Origin of the sequence: Streptomyces sp. NPDC000983 (genome assembly GCF_040299205.1) — a bacterium.
In the GTDB taxonomy this organism is placed as follows: domain Bacteria; phylum Actinomycetota; class Actinomycetes; order Streptomycetales; family Streptomycetaceae; genus Streptomyces.
Genome location: NZ_JBEPBM010000001.1, coordinates 428,503 through 441,765, shown reverse-complemented (window position 1 = coordinate 441,765; position 13,263 = coordinate 428,503). Strand labels below are relative to the sequence as shown.

10 protein-coding genes are annotated in these 13,263 nt (G+C 72.7%); 4 read left to right on the top strand and 6 right to left on the bottom strand.

Features of this window, described 5'->3' with window-relative positions; genetic code table 11:
• The first annotated feature begins 64 nt into the window (after positions 1–64).
• A complete protein-coding gene (locus ABT296_RS01720; RefSeq protein WP_351922360.1) occupies positions 65–1,804 on the top strand; it encodes an alkaline phosphatase family protein in 1,740 nt (579 codons plus the stop codon).
• Here the strand turns inward: ABT296_RS01720 and ABT296_RS01715 are convergent.
• Together ABT296_RS01715 and ABT296_RS01710 are read right to left on the bottom strand one after the other, a co-directional pair.
• A complete protein-coding gene (locus tag ABT296_RS01715) occupies positions 1,776–2,690 on the bottom strand; it encodes an alpha/beta fold hydrolase (RefSeq protein WP_351922359.1) in 915 nt (304 codons plus the stop codon). The genes ABT296_RS01720 and ABT296_RS01715 overlap by 29 nt on opposite strands.
• Positions 2,691–2,699: 9 nt before the next feature.
• Entirely contained in the window at positions 2,700–4,199 is a 1,500-nt protein-coding gene (locus tag ABT296_RS01710) for an acyl-CoA synthetase (protein WP_351922358.1), read from the bottom strand.
• A gap of 122 nt (positions 4,200–4,321) precedes the next feature.
• Between ABT296_RS01710 and ABT296_RS01705 the strand changes: the two genes are divergently transcribed.
• On the top strand, positions 4,322–6,736 hold the full coding sequence (locus ABT296_RS01705) for a penicillin acylase family protein (RefSeq protein ID WP_351922357.1): 2,415 nt from the start codon (positions 4,322–4,324) through the stop codon (positions 6,734–6,736).
• A 57-nt stretch (positions 6,737–6,793) separates the two neighbouring features.
• Here the strand turns inward: ABT296_RS01705 and ABT296_RS01700 are convergent, their stop codons facing one another.
• Together ABT296_RS01700 and ABT296_RS01695 are read right to left on the bottom strand one after the other, a co-directional pair.
• Positions 6,794–7,627: an endo alpha-1,4 polygalactosaminidase gene (locus ABT296_RS01700; RefSeq protein WP_351922356.1), complete on the bottom strand. Its 834-nt coding sequence runs from the start codon at positions 7,625–7,627 to the stop codon at positions 6,794–6,796.
• A gap of 41 nt (positions 7,628–7,668) precedes the next feature.
• Complete coding sequence (locus ABT296_RS01695; RefSeq protein WP_351922355.1) at positions 7,669–8,055, bottom strand: winged helix-turn-helix transcriptional regulator; 387 nt, start codon at positions 8,053–8,055, stop codon at positions 7,669–7,671.
• 98 nt (positions 8,056–8,153) lie between these two features.
• On the opposite strand from ABT296_RS01695, the gene ABT296_RS01690 reads away from it, so the two are divergent.
• Positions 8,154–8,561 (top strand): RidA family protein, encoded by a 408-nt coding sequence (locus tag ABT296_RS01690; RefSeq protein WP_351922354.1) that lies wholly within the window; start codon positions 8,154–8,156, stop codon positions 8,559–8,561.
• 70 nt (positions 8,562–8,631) lie between these two features.
• Here the strand turns inward: ABT296_RS01690 and ABT296_RS01685 are convergent, their stop codons facing one another.
• Both ABT296_RS01685 and ABT296_RS01680 read right to left on the bottom strand, forming a co-directional pair.
• The gene (locus ABT296_RS01685; protein WP_351922353.1) at positions 8,632–10,185 is read right to left on the bottom strand and encodes an acyl-CoA synthetase; all 1,554 of its coding nucleotides are present in this window, start codon (positions 10,183–10,185) and stop codon (positions 8,632–8,634) included.
• Complete coding sequence (locus ABT296_RS01680; RefSeq protein ID WP_351922352.1) at positions 10,182–11,291, bottom strand: nitronate monooxygenase; 1,110 nt, start codon at positions 11,289–11,291, stop codon at positions 10,182–10,184. Before ABT296_RS01680 ends, ABT296_RS01685 begins: the two co-directional genes overlap by 4 nt.
• Before the next feature lie 170 nt (positions 11,292–11,461).
• On the opposite strand from ABT296_RS01680, the gene ABT296_RS01675 reads away from it, so the two are divergent.
• Positions 11,462–13,225, top strand: coding sequence for a serine hydrolase domain-containing protein (locus ABT296_RS01675; RefSeq protein ID WP_351922351.1), 1,764 nt, complete (start codon positions 11,462–11,464; stop codon positions 13,223–13,225).
• The last annotated feature ends 38 nt before the right edge of the window (positions 13,226–13,263 follow it).

The following is a 13,263-nucleotide window of genomic DNA, read 5'->3' as shown; positions in this document are numbered from 1 at the left end:
GCTGTGAACGCAAGTCGACGGCCGACCGTACGCATGGTGACGGAACGCAGGGAAGGAACCACGGGTGTCGCAAGTCGCGGGGCAACTGCCGGAGGCCGAGACGGAGGAGGACCGGGACCAGGGCGCCGAGAGCGCTGAGGGCACCGAGGAGCGCCCCGGACCGCGTGGGTGGCGGCAACGCCGTCCACGGGCGGCCCGGGGCGTCTCCGTGTCCGTCACCGTCCTGGCCGGTGTGCTCCTGCTGTGCGCGCTGGTGCTGCCCAACCGGGTGGAGCGGCTGACGTTCGACGCGTTCGTGCGGATCCCCGCCGAGGGCGTCCTGCTGGCGGGCCTGCTGCTGTCGCTGCCGCCGCGGCCCCGCCGGATCGCCGCCGTCACCACGGGCGCCCTGCTCGGTGTGCTGACGGTGCTGAAGTTCCTGGACATGGGCTTCTACCAGGTGCTGGCCCGCCCGTTCGACCTGGTCCTGGACTGGATACTGCTCGACGACGCGACCGACTTCCTGCGCGAGACGTTCGGGCGGACGGGCCAGGTCCTCGCCGTGGTGGGGGTGCTGGTGCTGCTGGCGGGCGTGCTGGTCGCGACGACCCTGTCGGCGGTGCGGATCACGAACCTGATGGTCCGCCACCGTCCGGTCGCGGCGCGGACCACGCTGATCCTCGGCACCGCGTGGATCACCTGCGTGACGCTGGGCGTGCAGTTCACCGATGTGCCGATCGCCTCGAAGATAAACGCGGACTACGTCGACAACCGCGTCGAGCAGGTGCGGGCCGGGCTGCGGGACGCGGAGGTCTTCGAGAAACAGGCGGCCGTGGACGCGTTCGCCGCCACCCCGCCCGATCAGCTGCTGACCGGACTGCGCGGCAAGGACGTGCTGTTCACCTTCATCGAGAGCTACGGCCGGGTGGCGATCGACGATCCGGCGATGGCGGGGCAGATCGACACGGTCCTCGACGAGGGCACCGACCGGCTGGAGAAGGCCGGGTTCTCCTCCCGCAGTGCCTGGCTGCGCTCCCCCGTGACGGGCGCCGGCAGCTGGCTCGCCCACTCGACGTTCCTGTCCGGACTGTGGATCAAGAACCAGCAGCGGTACCGGAGTCTGACCACCAGCGACCGGGCGACGCTCAACAGCTACTTCCGCAAGACCGGCGCCTGGCGCACCGTCGGCATCGTGCCCGGGGTGCGCAGGGCCTGGCCGGAGGGCGAGTTCTTCGCCCTGGACCACATCTACGACTCCGAGCAACTGGGCTATCACGGACCGTACTTCAGCTGGACGCCCGTACCGGACCAGTTCAGCCTGGAGGCCTTCGAACGCCTGGAGCGCGGCAAGAAGGACCGCGAGCCGATCATGGCCGAGATCATCCTGGCCTCCAGCCACAACCCGTGGGCCCCGGTCGCGCACATGATCGACTGGGAGGACCTCGGGGACGGCTCGGTCTTCCACGGCATCAAGGAACAGGGCAAGGACCCCAAGGAGGTCTGGAAGGACCCCGACAGCGTCCGCGCCGAGTACGCCAACGCCATCGAGTACTCGCTGCGCAGCGTCGTGGAGTACGTCGAGCGCTACGGCGACGACGACACGGTGCTGGTCTTCCTGGGCGACCACCAGCCGGTGCCGACGGTCACCGCGGGCAGCCGCAGCAAGGACGTCCCGATCACGATCGTCGCCCGCGATCCGAAGGTGCTGGACCGGATCGCCGACTGGGGCTGGACCGACGGCATCAAGCCGGCCGAGGACGCGCCCCAGTGGCCGATGAACCAGTTCCGGGACCGGTTCATGACGGCGTACGGTCCGCGCGACTGACCTCCTCGGCGCCATCGACGCCGTCGGGGCGGCTGTCGTCCTCGGCTTCGGCCCGGTCGAGGAAGGCGGCCACCGTCCGCGTGAACCACGCCGGGTCGTCCAGCCAGGGGAAGTGGCCGCCGCCCGGCTGGACGGCGAGTTCGCCCCGCGGGAAGAACTCCGCCGTCCGGCGGGCCAGGGCGGGGTCGGGGGCGCCGTCCCGTTCGCCGGCCAGGACCAGCACCGGGGCGGTCAGCCGGGCGAGGGCGGCGCGGGTGGCGGGCGGGTCGAAGGCGCCCTCGGAGCCGTACACGCCGGCGGCCGCGTCGTTGAACTCCTCGTCCCCGAGGGCGTCGTGCAGCCGGGCCGCCTCGTCCCAGCGGCCGTAGAAGAAGGGCGCGCTGTCCGGTCCGGCGTCGCCGGTGCCGGTGAGCCAGGCGTCGAGGGCCGGGTACGCCTCCTCGAACCAGGGTTCGCCCTTGCGCAGCAGCGCGGCGGCCCTGCGCTGCTCGGGTGTCGCGGGGGTGCCCAGCGCCCACGGGTTGGCGGTGACGAGGACCATGCGGCGCACCCGGCGGGGGTGGCGGGCGGCGTAGAGCATGGCGAGGCTGCCGCCGGCGGAGTGCGCGAGCAGGTCCATCCGCTCCGGGCCGAGCCGCTCGCGGAGGGCCTCGACGTCGTCGACGAGCCGGTCGCAGCGGTACGTCGCCGGATCGGCGGGTGCCTGCGACTCCCCCGTGCCCCGCAGGTCCAGCCGGACCAGCCGGCGCCGGGTGTGCAGTCCGCCCAGGTCCCCGAGGTAGGAGGAGGCCCGCATGGGACCGCCGGGCAGGACGAACAGGGGTTCGCCCTCGCCCTGCTCGTGGTAGGCCAGCCTGGTCCCGTCGGGTGATGTGAAGATCGGCACGCGGCGATCCTAGGCCGGGGCGAACCGGTCCCGCAGTTCCCTTTTGAGGATCTTCCCGCTGGCGTTGCGGGGCAGGGTGTCGACGAAGACGATCCGCTTGGGCGCCTTGAACGCGGTGAGTTTCTCGCGGGCGTGGGCGATCAGTTCGGCCTCGGTGACCTCACCGCGCGGGACGACGACCGCGGTGACCGCCTCGATCCAGCGTTCGTCGGGCAGTCCGACCACCGCGACCTCGGCGACGCCCTCATGGGTGTAGAGCGCGTCCTCGACCTGCCGGGAGGCGACCAGGACGCCACCGGAGTTGATGACGTCCTTCACCCGGTCCACGATCGTGAAGTAGCCGTCCGCGTCGCGCACGGCGAGGTCCCCGGAGCGGAACCAGCCGTCGCGGAACGCCTCGGCGGTCTCCTCGGGCTTGTCCCAGTAGCCCTCGCACAACTGCGGCGAGCGGTAGACGATCTCGCCGGGGGAGCCCTCGGGCACGTCCTTGCCGTCCTCGTCGACCACCCGCGCGTCGACGAAGAGCACCGGCCGGCCGCAGGAGTCCATGCGGCCCTCGTGCTCGTCGGGGGCGAGGACGGTCGCCAGGGGGCCGATCTCGCTCTGCCCGAAGCAGTTGTAGAACGCCAGGCCCGGCAGACGTGCGCGCAGCCGCTCCAGCACGGGCACCGGCATGATCGAGGCGCCGTAGTACGCCTTGCGCAGCCCGGTGAGGTCGCGGGTGGCGAAGTCGGGGCGGTTGGCCAGGCCGATCCACACGGTGGGCGGGGCGAACAGGCTGTCCGCGCGCCCCGCTTCGATCAGGTCGAAGAGCCGGTCGCCGTCGGGAGCGTCGAGGATGACGTTGGTCGCGCCGACCGCGAGGTAGGGCAGCAGGAAGACGTGCATCTGCGCGGAGTGATACAGCGGCAGGGAGTGCACGGGCCGGTCCCCGGCGCTCAGGTCGAGCGCGGTGATGGCGCTCAGGTACTCGTGGACCAGGGCGCGGTGCGTCATCATCGCGCCCTTGGGCAGGGCGGTGGTGCCGGAGGTGTAGAGCAGTTGGACCAGGTCCTCGCCGCGCCCCTCGGGGCCGTCGTGGGCGGGCGCCGAGCCGAGCAGTTCCAGCAGGGAGCCGTCGGCGTCCCGCAGGGGCAGCGACCGTACGCCGCCGGGGAGCCGCCCCGCCAGATCCGGGTCGGTCAGCACCAGCGCACTGCCGGACTGGCCGACGAGGTAGGCCAGGTCGTCCCCGGTGAGGTTCTGGTTGACGGGGACGTGCACCAGGCCCGCCCGGGCGCAGGCGAGGAAGGCGATCAGATAGGCGTCGGAGTTGTGGCCGTAGGCGCCGACCCGGTCGCCGGGGGCGAGTCCCTGGGCGAGCAGGACGCTCGCGGCGCGGGAGACCGCCGTGTCGAACTCCTCGTACGTCCAGGTCCGGTCGCGGTACTCGACCGCGACGCGGGCCGGGGTGCGCCGGGCGCTGCGCCGCAGCACCCCGTCGACCGTGCTGTGGTGTCCGGGCGTCATGACTGCTGATCCTCGGGGTGCGCCGAAGGAAGGTCAAGAGACCGAACGGTCGACACATTCCGCTGACACATACCGGTTGGTACCCTCAACCGCCCCTTCCCCCAAAGACGTTGGGAGGCTTGATGCGCACCCGCCTGAGACGGTTCGCCATCGCGGCCCTCGCCCTGCTCACCGCAGGCGCCGGCCTGCCGGCGAGCGCGGCCGAGCACCGGGACCGCGGCGAACACCCCTCGCACGGCGGCCTGTCGGCCGTCATCCGCTACACCGAGTACGGCATCCCGCACATCGTCGCCAAGGACTACGCGAACCTGGGCTTCGGCTCCGGCTGGGCGCAGGCCGCCGACCAGGTGTGCACGCTCGCCGACGGTTTCGTGACCGTCCGCGGGGAGCGCTCCCGGTTCTTCGGACCCGACGCGGCGCCGGACTTCTCGCTGTCGTCGGCCGCGAAGAACCTCTCCAGCGACCTGTACTTCCAGGGCGTGCGCGAGGCGGGGACGGTGGAGAAGCTGCTCGCCGAACCGGCTCCGCGCGGCCCGAGCCGGCAGTCCGAGGAGCTGATGCGGGGCTTCGCCGCCGGGTACAACGCCTGGCTGCGGCAGAACCGGATCACCGATCCCGCCTGCGCGGGCGCCGCCTGGGTGCGCCCGGTCACCTCCCTCGACGTGGCCACGCGCGGCTTCGCGCTGGCGGTGCTGGGCGGGCAGGGCCGGGCGGTGGACGGCATCACCGCGGCGCAGCCGCCGACGGGGACGGCCGGGGCGGCGCAGGCGCCGGACGCCGAGGACACCGCCCGCGCGGCGCGTGAACTCCTCGCCGCCGACACCGCCGACATGGGCTCCAACGCGGTCGCCTTCAGCGGCACCACCACGGCGAACGGCCGCGGGCTGCTCCTGGGCAACCCGCACTATCCGTGGCAGGGCGGCCGCCGCTTCTGGCAGTCGCAGCAGACCATCCCGGGCGAGCTGAACGTGGCCGGCGGCTCGCTGCTGGGCACGCCCACCGTCTCCATAGGCCACAACGCGCGGGTGGCGTGGAGTCACACCGTCGCGACCGGTGTCCCGCTCAACCTCCACCAGCTGACGCTGGATCCGGCCGATCCGACGGTGTACCTCGTCGACGGCGAGCGGGAGCGGATGACGAAGCGCACGGTGTCGGTGGCCGTGCGGGACGGCGCGCCGGTGACCCGCTCGCAGTGGTGGACGCGGTACGGGCCGGTGGTGACCTCGCTCGGCGCGGCGCTGCCGCTGCCGTGGACGGCCACGACGGCGTACGCGGTCAACGACCCCAACGCGGTGAACCTGCGCGCCTCCGACACCGCGCTCGGCTTCAGCAGGGCACGGAGCACCGGGGAGGTGCTGGGCGCCCTCAAGCGCACCCAGGGCCTGCCGTGGGTGAACACGATCGCCGCCGACTCCTCCGGCGGCACCCTGTTCACCCAGTCGCAGGTGCTCCCCCGGATCACCGACGCGCTGGCGCAGACCTGTTCCACCCCGCTCGGCAGGGTCACCTACCCCTCCGCCGGGCTCGCGATCCTCGACGGCTCCCGCGGCGCTTGTGCCCTCGGCACCGACGCCGACGCCGTGCAGCCGGGGATCTTCGGACCGGCGAAGCTGCCGACGCTGAAGGACGCGCCGTACGCGGAGAACTCCAACGACAGCGCCTGGCTGGCCAACGCGGACCGGCCGCTGACCGGGTACGAGCGGGTCTTCGGCACGGTCGGGACCCAGCGTTCGCTGCGCACCCGCGGGGCCATCGAGGACGTGGAGACGATGGCGGAGCGCGGCAGGCTGACCGTCCGCGACCTCCAGGCGCAGCAGTTCGCCAACCGGGTGCCGGCGGCGGACCTCGCCGCCGGGGACGCGGCGAAGGCGTGTGCCGCGCTGCCCGGCGGAACGGCGACCGGCAGCGACGGCAAGGCGGTCGACGTGTCCGGGGCCTGCGCGGTGCTCGACTCCTGGGACCGCACCACGGACACCGCGAGCCGCGGCGCGCTGCTGTTCGACCGGTTCTGGCGGAAGCTGAGCGCGTCCGTCCCGGCGGGCCAGCTGTGGGGGGTGCCGTTCTCGGCGGCGGACCCGGTGGGCACCCCGAACACGCTCAACACGGCCGCGCCGGGCTTCTCCACGGCCCTGGCGGACGCGGTCGCGGAGCTGCGCGCGGCGGGCATCGCGCTCGACGCGCCCCTGGGCGAGCACCAGTTCGTCGTACGGAACGGCAAGCGCATCGCGGTTCCGGGCGGCACCGAGTCGCTGGGGGTGTGGAACAAGGTCGAGCCGGTGTGGAACCCGGCCGGCGGCGGCTACACCGAGGTGTCGACCGGGTCGAGCTACATCCAGGCGGTGGGCTGGGACGGCGGCCGCTGCCCGGTGGCCCGCACGCTGCTGACGTACGCGCAGTCCTCGAACCCGGGTTCGGCGCACTTCAGTGACCAGACGCGGCTGTTCTCCGGTGAGAAGTGGGTGACCTCGCGGTTCTGCGAGAAGGACATCCTGACGTCGCCGTCGCTGCGGCTGGTGGTGGTGCGCGAGCGCCGTTGACGCGGTGCGCCGGGTGCCGCCGTCCTTCGGTGGCACCCGGCCGTACGGCTCGCGATGTCAGGAGGTGCCGCAGTCCTCGCGGTGGTAGCCCTTGGCGTCCTCCGCCACCAGGTCGAGGTCGCGGCGGACGATGCTCACCTTGCCGCCGAAGCCCTCGCAGGCCCGCTCCAGGCCCTGTGCGGTGTACTCGATCACGAACATGGCGTCGCCGAACTCGGCGGCGTAGGCACCGCATTCGTCGTACTGTCCGCACTCCTCGACCACCGCGAAGTCGACGCCGACCTCCTCGCGGGCCGGGGCCAGTTCGGGGGTGTTCTTCTGGCCGATGGCCAGGCCCCGTTCGTGGGCGTGGTCGGCGAGGAGGGTGAGGAACGCCTTGGCGTCGCCGGCGGTGAGCAGGCCGCGCGGGGCGCGGGCGAAGGTGTCGTAGTTGTCGGGCTCGACGGCCTGGTAGCCGTCGTCGGCGCACTCGTCGATCCAGGCGTACATCGTCTCGGCGATCCGGTCGCGCTTGGCGTCGGTGCCGACGTCCAGCATCGCCTCGCCCCACTCCTCGTCCATGACGACCTTGCCGGAGGCGTCGCGCAGCAGCAGGTCCGCGTCCCAGTCGCGGGTGGCGCCGGGCTGGGCCTGGAAGCCGTTGATGTAGCAGATGTTGTACACCCCCTCCGCGGGCGGCGCGGTGCGGTCGCGGGCCACGACGGAGACGCCCTCGGGCGGGTCGTAGGCGCCGCCGAGCTGGTAGTCGAAGCCGGCGCGCGCGGGAGGCTGCGTCACCTCGGTCGCGGCCGGTTCCCCGGACCCGCAGCCGGCGGCCAGCAGCGCGGTGACCACGGCCGTCACCAACAGGGCCAGGGGGGACGGACGGTGGGCGGGTGCCCGGTTGTGCATACGGAGAACTCCAGGTCTCGGGGCGGTGCGCGGGCCGGGGGTCAGGCGGAGTCGAAGCGGCCGCGGGCGGACTCGATGGCGCCCAGGTAGCGGTGGGTCCAGTCGCACATGCCGTCGACCGTGGCGCGCAGCGCACGGCCGGGCTCGGTGAGGGTGTACTCCACGCGGGGCGGAACGGTCGGATGCACGGTCCGCTCGACCAGGCCGTTGCGCTCCAGCAGGCGCAGGTTCTGGGTGAGCATCTTGTGGCTGATGCCCTCGACCTCGTCGCGCAGTTCGGTGAAGCGCAGGGTGCCGTCGCCGATCGCCTCGATGATCAGCAGAGCCCACTTGTTGGCGATGTCGGAGAAGATCTCCCGCGCCAGGGAGTCGGCGCGTGTCACATCGGCCTCGTCCTTGGCCGAGCCCTTGAGCTGCTTGGTCACCATGAGGTTCCCCAGTCACCGAAAAGTGCGTTCTTCCAGGTCAAGGCTAACTCTCCTATGGTTCCCGAGTAACCACAAGAGAGCACGAGAAGGAGCGAGCCATGGCTGTCACCCTGCTGGACCCCACGGGACTGCCCACGGTCGACGTCTACCGGCAGGTGGCGATCGCGTCCGGGACGCGGACGGTCTTCGTCGCCGGGCAGGTCGCCTGGGACGCCGACGGAGTCACGGTCGGCGAGGGCGACCTGACCGCCCAGGTGGAGCGGGCGTACCTCAACGTCGGCACCGCCCTCGCCGCGGCCGGGGCGTCCTTCGCCGACGTGGCGAGGCTGACGGTGTACGCCGTCGACTGGGCGCCCCAGAAGATGCCGCTGCTCCTGGAGGGCATCGCCCGGGCGCGGGCGGCGCTCGGGGTCACCCACGCGCCGCCCGCCACGCTGATCGGGGTGGCGGCGCTGGACGTCCCCGAGCACCTGGTCGAGATCGAGGCGACCGCGGTGCTGGACTGAGGGCGCGGCGGTGCTGGACTGAGGGGGCGGCGGTGCTGGACTGAGGGGTCCGGCCGCGGTCGCGTCGCCGTCACACGGCCCGGGTGCGGCCCTCCCAGTACGGGTCGCGCAGCCGCCGCTTGTACAGCTTGCCGTTGGGGTCGCGGGGCATCTCGGCGACGAAGTCGACGCTCCGGGGCCGTTTGTAGCCGGCCAGCCGGTCGGCGCAGTGGCCGAGGAGTTCGGCGGCCAGGGCCGGTCCGGGCTCGTGACCGGGGGCCGCTTCGACGACGGCCTTGACCTCCTCGCCCCACTCGTCGTGCGGCACGCCGAAGACGGCGGCGTCGGCGACGCCGGGGTGGGCGAGGAGCGCGGACTCGATCTCGGCGGGGTAGATGTTCACCCCGCCGGAGATGATCATGTCGATCTTGCGGTCGCGCAGGAACAGATAGCCGTCCTCGTCGAGCAGACCGAGGTCGCCGACGGTGAAGAAGTCGCCGATGCGGTTCTTCCGCGTCTTGTTCTCGTCCTTGTGGTAGGCGAAGCCGCCGGTGCTCATCTTCATGTAGACGGTGCCGAGTTCGCCGGGCGGCAGCCGGTTGCCGTCGTCGTCGAAGACGGCGAGCTCGCTGATGGGCCACGCCTTGCCGACGGTGCCGGGCTTCTTGAGCCAGTCCTCGGCGGTGGCGAAGGCGCCGCCGCCCTCGCTGGCCGCGTAGTACTCCTCCACGCAGGGGCCCCACCAGTCGAGCATCGCCCGCTTGACGTGGTCGGGGCAGGGGGCGGCACCGTGGATGGCGTGCCGCATGGAGGAGACGTCGTAGCGGGCGCGCACCTCCTGCGGGAGGGCCAGCAGGCGGTGGAACTGGGTGGGGACCATGTGGGTGTGGGTGCACCGGTGGGTGTCGATCAGCCGGAGCATCTCCTCGGGCGTCCACCGGTCCATCAGCACCAGCCGGTGGCCGATGTGCAGGGACGCGCCCGCGAACTGGAGCACGGCCGTGTGGTAGAGCGGCGAGCAGACCAGGTGGACGTTGTCGTCGTACGGCCTGATGCCGAAGATGCCGAGGAAACCGCCGAGATAGGACTCCTCGGGCCGTTTGCCGGGCAGCGGGCGGCGGATGCCGCGGGGGCGGCCGGTGGTGCCCGAGGTGTAGTTCATGACCCAGCCGAGGGTGCGGTCGGCGGGCGCCGACTCCGCCTGCCCGTCGAGGAGTTCGCCGTACGGCCGGAAGCCCTCGACCGCGCCGACGGCGTACCGGTGCGAGGCCGGGAGCCCCGCCTCGTCGGCCGCCGCCCGGGCGGGCCCGGCGTACCGTTCGTGCGCGACGAGGACCTTGGCGCCGGAGTCGGCGACGATCCAGGCGATCTCGGGGCCGACGAAGTGGTGGTTGACCGGCACCAGGTAGAACCCGGCCTGGGTGGCGGCGAGATAGGCGGTGAGGAGTTCGACGCCGTTGGGCAGGACCACCGCGAAGGCGTCCCCGCGCTCCAGGCCGGCGGCGCGCAGGCCGTGCACGAGCCGGTTGGCGGCGGCGTGCAGCCGTCCGGCGGTCCAGGTCCCGCCGTCCGGTGCGACGAGGACGGCGCGGTCGGGTTCGCGGTCCGCCTGGGCCCAGAAGCCCGGTGGGGGTGTGCTGGTCACTGGCCGCTCCTTCCGGCGATGCGGTTGATGCGGTCCACCGCCTGTTCGAAACCCCGGGTGAGGTCGTCGAAGACGGCCCGGACGCTGCGTTCGCTGTTCATCCGGCCGACGATCTGGCCGACGGGTGTGCCGAGGAGCGGCTCCACCTCGTACTTCTGGATGCGGGAGACGGCGTCGGCGACGAGGAGCCCCTGGAGGGGCATCGGGAGGGTGCCGGGTCCGGCGGGGTCGTCCCAGCTGTCGGTCCACTCGGTGCGCAGCTGGCGGGCGGGCTTGCCGGTCAGGGCGCGGGAGCGGACGGTGTCGCCGGAGCCGGCGGCGAGGAGTTTGCGGGTCAGGGCGGGTGAGTGGAGGTCGGCCTCGGTGGTGGTGAGCCACAGGGAGCCGAGCCACACGCCCTGGGCGCCGAGGGCGAGGGCCGCGGCCATCTGCTGTCCGCTGCCGATGCCGCCCGCCGCGAGGACGGGCAGCGGGGCGACGGCGTCGACGACCTCGGGGGTGAGCACCATGGAGGCGATCTCGCCGGTGTGGCCGCCGGCCTCGTAGCCCTGGGCGACGACGACGTCGATGCCCGCCTCCCGGTGCTTCTCGGCGTGCCGGGCGCTGCCCGCGAGGGCGGCGACCAGGACGTCCTGGTCGTGGGCGCGGTCGACGACGTCGGCGGGGGGCGAGCCGAGGGCGTTGGCGAGCAGCCTGATCGGGTAGTCGAAGGCGACGTCGAGCTGGGTGCGGGCGACCTGCTCCATCCAGCCGGTGATCCGCCAGCCGGACGCCTCGCCCTCGGGGAGTTCGGGTACGCCGTACTTGGCGAGGGTGTCCCGCACGAACCCGCGGTGCTCCGCGGGGATCATCGCCTCGACGTCGGCCTCGGTGACGCCCTCGACCTTCTTGGCGGGCATGACGACGTCCAGTCCGTAGGGTCTGCCGTCGATGTGCGCCTCGACCCAGTCGAGGTCCCGTTTGAGGTCGTCGGGGGCGGTGTAGCGGACCGCGCCGAGCACCCCGAACCCGCCGGCCCGGCTGATGGCCGCGGCGACGGCGGGGAACGGCGTGAAGCCGAAGACGGCGTGCTCGATTCCCAGTCGCTTGCTCAACTCGGTCTGCATGGGCGCAGGATGCCGGACTCCCGAGGAGGACGGAAGGGTTTTCCTGATGCACCGTCAGATTTCTTGGACGGTCACGCCTGGTTGACACGGCCGCCGCCTGACAGGAAAGTTTCAGCGCGCAAGGTGATCTCGGAAAGAATCTTTCAGGCGGACGCTCGGGAGGATCCTCGATGACCGACACCAGACCCGGCCCGACCCGGCGGCAACTGGCCCGGGGCGCACTGGCCCTGGGCGGCGCGCTGGCCCTCGCGCCCTTCCCGGCGGGCCCGGCGGCCGCGTCCTCCGGCCACAGCACCCTCAGACACGGCTCACCCGCCCGGGCCGGCCTGCTCGCCGGGCATCTGCGCCAACTGGTCGCCGACGCCTCCGCGTTCCTCGGCCCCTCCCCCGCCCACCCCTGGTACGCCGGGGCCGTCCTGCTGGCCGGCCGGGGCGGCACGGTGGCGCTGCACGAACCGATCGGCATGGCGGTGCGCTACGCCTCGTACGACGAGAAGACCGACACCGGCGTGGAGTTCCCCGCCGACGCGCAGATCCCGATGACCGAGGACACCGTCTTCGACCTCGCCTCGGTCTCCAAGCTGTTCACCTCGATCCTCGCCGTGCAGCAGATCGAGCGCGGCACGCTCGCGCTGGAAGCGCCGGTCGCCTCCTACCTGCCGGAGTTCGCCGCGGCCGGCAAGGAGAGCATGACGGTACGTCAACTGCTGACCCACACCTCGGGGTTCCGGTCCTGGATCCCGCTGTACAACGCGCCCACCCACGAGGAGCGGCTCCGCCTCATCTGGAACGAGGCCCCGCTCAACCCGCCCGGCACCCGGTACCTGTACTCCGACCTGAACCTGATCTCGCTCCAGCTCGTGCTGGAGCGGATCACCGGCCGCCGTCTGGACACCCTCCTGCACGAGGAGATCACCGGCCCGCTCGGCATGGACCGCACCCGCTACAACCCGCCCGCCTCCTGGAAACCCCGGATCGCCGCCACGGAGGACGCCCGCAGGCCCTGGTCGGGACTGGACCGCGGCCTGGTGTGGGGCGAGGTGCACGACGAGAACGCGTTCAGCCTCGGCGGGGTCGCCGGACACGCGGGCGTGTTCTCCTGCGCCTGGGACCTCGCGGTGCTCGGCCGGACCCTGCTCAACGGCGGCGCGTACGGCCGGACCCGGGTGCTGGCGCCGGAGTCGGTGGAGCTGATGTTCACCGACTTCAACACCGACTTCCCCGGCGACGAGCACGGGCTGGGCTTCGAGCTCTACCAGCACTGGTACATGGGCGCCATGGCCACCCCGCGCACGGCCGGCCACACCGGGTTCACGGGCACCTCGCTGGTGCTGGACCCGAGCACCGACTCGTTCCTGGTGGTGCTCGGCAACTCGGTCCATCCGGTGCGCAGTTGGCGGTCCGGCTCCGCCCCTCGGGTGGCCGCCGCCAACCGGCTGGCGCGCGCCGTGCCCGTCCGGCCCCGGCGGGGCCGCACCGCCTGGTTCTCGGGGATGGCGAGCGCCACCGCGGCCACCCTCGCCCTGCCCGGCCTGGACACCTCGGCCGGTTCGGCACGGCTGCGCTGCGGCCTGTGGTGGGACACCGAGCCCGGCTCGGACTCCCTGGTCCTGGAGGCGAGCGACGACGACGGCACGACCTGGCGGCCGGTGCCCTTCAGCACGGCCCGCCACGGCGGGGCGCCCCTGGAGCATCCGGCGGGGTCGGTCACCGGCTGGTCGGGGCGTGTCTGGCACCGGCTGACGGCCGGCCTCCCGGCCGGTGAACGGCTCACGGTGCGCTGGCGGTACACCACCGACCGCCTCTACGTCGGCCGCGGCACGTACGTGGACGGGCTGCGCGTCGAGAACGGTGACGGGGTGCTCTTCGACGAGTCACGCCCGGCGGACGCGGAACGGATCAGCGCGGCCGGCTGGGTCCTCTCGGAGAACTGAGCGACCGGCGGTCCCGTCCGCGCGGGCGCCGGGACCGC

What these genes read in the sequence shown, in the direction of transcription:
- ABT296_RS01710 (WP_351922358.1), bottom strand. Translation starts at nt 4,199, where the DNA reads ATGACGCCCGGACACCACAGCACGGTCGACGGGGTGCTGCGGCGCAGC.
- ABT296_RS01705 (WP_351922357.1), top strand. Translation starts at nt 4,322, where the DNA reads ATGCGCACCCGCCTGAGACGGTTCGCCATCGCGGCCCTCGCCCTGCTC.
- ABT296_RS01700 (WP_351922356.1), bottom strand. Translation starts at nt 7,627, where the DNA reads ATGCACAACCGGGCACCCGCCCACCGTCCGTCCCCCCTGGCCCTGTTG.
- ABT296_RS01695 (WP_351922355.1), bottom strand. Translation starts at nt 8,055, where the DNA reads ATGGTGACCAAGCAGCTCAAGGGCTCGGCCAAGGACGAGGCCGATGTG.
- ABT296_RS01690 (WP_351922354.1), top strand. Translation starts at nt 8,154, where the DNA reads ATGGCTGTCACCCTGCTGGACCCCACGGGACTGCCCACGGTCGACGTC.
- ABT296_RS01680 (WP_351922352.1), bottom strand. Translation starts at nt 11,291, where the DNA reads ATGCAGACCGAGTTGAGCAAGCGACTGGGAATCGAGCACGCCGTCTTC.
- ABT296_RS01675 (WP_351922351.1), top strand. Translation starts at nt 11,462, where the DNA reads ATGACCGACACCAGACCCGGCCCGACCCGGCGGCAACTGGCCCGGGGC.